The organism is Streptomyces durbertensis (genome assembly GCF_014156695.1).
Classification (GTDB): domain Bacteria; phylum Actinomycetota; class Actinomycetes; order Streptomycetales; family Streptomycetaceae; genus Streptomyces; species Streptomyces durbertensis.
Genome location: NZ_WMLF01000682.1, coordinates 1 through 1,878, shown reverse-complemented (window position 1 = coordinate 1,878; position 1,878 = coordinate 1). Strand labels below are relative to the sequence as shown.

Annotated in this window: 3 protein-coding genes; 1 reads left to right on the top strand and 2 read right to left on the bottom strand. The window is 74.8% G+C overall.

The window, feature by feature from the left end; genetic code table 11:
* Positions 1 to 663, bottom strand: a 663-nt coding sequence (locus tag GL263_RS25880; protein ID WP_369123518.1) for a coiled-coil domain-containing protein, incomplete at its 3' end; no start/stop codon positions are given.
* 200 nt (positions 664 to 863) lie between these two features.
* On the opposite strand from GL263_RS25880, the gene GL263_RS25875 reads away from it, so the two are divergent.
* A complete protein-coding gene (locus tag GL263_RS25875) occupies positions 864 to 1,217 on the top strand; it encodes a hypothetical protein (RefSeq protein WP_182858165.1) in 354 nt (117 codons plus the stop codon).
* A 73-nt stretch (positions 1,218 to 1,290) separates the two neighbouring features.
* Here GL263_RS25875 and GL263_RS25870 read toward each other — a convergent pair.
* Positions 1,291 to 1,878 (bottom strand): DUF1707 SHOCT-like domain-containing protein (locus GL263_RS25870; RefSeq protein WP_182858164.1); only part of this gene is annotated, 588 nt, incomplete at its 5' end.

Genomic DNA, 1,878 nt, shown 5'->3' with positions numbered 1-1,878 from the left:
GGCGGGGGCCGGGGCGTCGAGGACGCGGGCGCGCTGGTCGGCGGTGAGCCGGTCGAGCAGTCGCTGCGCGCGGGCCAGCTTCGCCTCGGCGGAGCGGCGGTGGTCCCGCGCGGCGCGCTGGGCCTCGTGTATCTCGGCGGTGCGCTTCGCCGCCTCGGCGCGGAGCTGCCGCACCTCGCGCAACCGGGACTGGAGCTGTCCGAGGACGTGGGCCTGTCGCGCTCCGGCCTGTTCGGCGGCCGCCGCGTGGCGCAGGTACTGCTCGGGTGAGTCGGAGAGCGCCAGCCGGAGCACGGGGCTGCCGGTGCCGGACCGGTACTGGGCGGTGGCGACGGCGCCCAGGGTGTGGCGTGCCGTGTTGGCCTCGGCGGTGGTGCGGGCGGCGCGGTCGCGCAGGCCCTCCAGCCGGCGTTCGGCGGTGCGGGCGCGTTCGCCGGCGGCGTGGTGGGCCTCGGCGGCCTCCTCCGCCTGCCGGTGCAGCCGGTCGACCTCGGCCTTGACGCCGTCGACGGTGGGGCTCGGGTCGGCCTGGGCGGTGCCGCCGAGAGTGGCGCTCGTCGCCGCCCCGGCGAGGACCAGCGCGGCCCACGCGGTGGAGCCGGCCGGGCCGGCCGGGAGGGTCCGGACGGACCGGGGGCGTCGGTGTCTGTGCTGCGCTGCCATGTCCGGGGACGCTACGACCGGCACCCCGGCCGGGGGTGCCGAATGACCGGCACTGGCCGTCGCCGACCGTTCCGTGCCGGGAAACGACGGACGGTATGCCGGAGCAGACCGGATCGCGGCGGAGAACGACCGGACGCGACGTCGCGGGTGAGGGTCACCTCACCTGTGGCCTCCGGTTGACGCCTGGATACGCTCCCGGCATGGACGTCGTCATCAACATCTTCGTGGCCCTGCACATCATCGGCATCGCGGCCCTGCTCGGCGGCTTCTTCGCGCAGATGAAGTCGCTGCGGACCGGCGAGGGCCGGATGACCCCCGGGATGCTGCACGGCGCCTTCACCATGCTGGCCACCGGCATCATCCTCGTCGGCCTCAACGAGGCGGACGGGGGCGACCTGAACCACGTCAAGATCGGCATCAAGACGGCGGTGCTGGTGGTGATCCTCGGCCTGGTGTACGTCAAGCGGGACGAGGAGAAGGTGCCGTCCGGGATGCTCGGCGCCGTCGCCGGTCTGACCACGCTGAACATCTTCCTCGCCACCGTCTGGACCTGATCCCCGCCCGCGCGGCCCCCGAGCGCCGCGCGACGGCCGCACCGACCCGCCCGGAACGACCCGTCCGGGCGGGTCAGCTGTTCTTGCGGCGCCAGAGCTCCCAGCGGTTGGGGTAGCGGACGCGGACGTCGCCGAGGCCGGCGCGGCCGGTGATCTCCAGGGTGGGGGCGGCGGGGTCCCCGGGCTCCGTGGCCTTGTTGCGGACGCTGCCGATACTGGCCCGCATGGCGTGCGAGCGGACCGTCCAGCCGTGCGGGACGATCACGGTGACCTCGCCGACGCCGGCGTTGATGTCCAGGGTGACCTCGGGGTGGCGGCAGACGGCCTCCGAGAAGTCGATCTTGATGTTGCCGAGCCGGCTGGTGACGCTGATCCGGGCCGGGACCACCCAGTGCCCCTTCTGCACGACGTCCCCGGCCCCCGCCTTGATCACCATCGGTTCGCCGGGGTCGGCGGGCGCGGCGGTGGCGCCGGCCGGCAGGTCGGCCGTCAGCGGGGCGAGTTCGCCGTACGTCTTGGCGTTGAACGCCTTCTCCAGTCGCTCCTCCAGCTCGTCGAGGTCGAGACGGCCGTCTCCCGCGGCCTCGCGCAGCCGCTCGGCGACCGCCTCCCGGTCGCTGTGGGAGGCCCGCAGGTCCGCGTCGCGCCGTGGTCGGGGGGC

Excerpts from the sequence above, each read along its gene's own strand:
- GL263_RS25875 (WP_182858165.1), top strand. The coding sequence starts at position 864 with ATGGACGTCGTCATCAACATCTTCGTGGCCCTGCACATCATCGGCATC.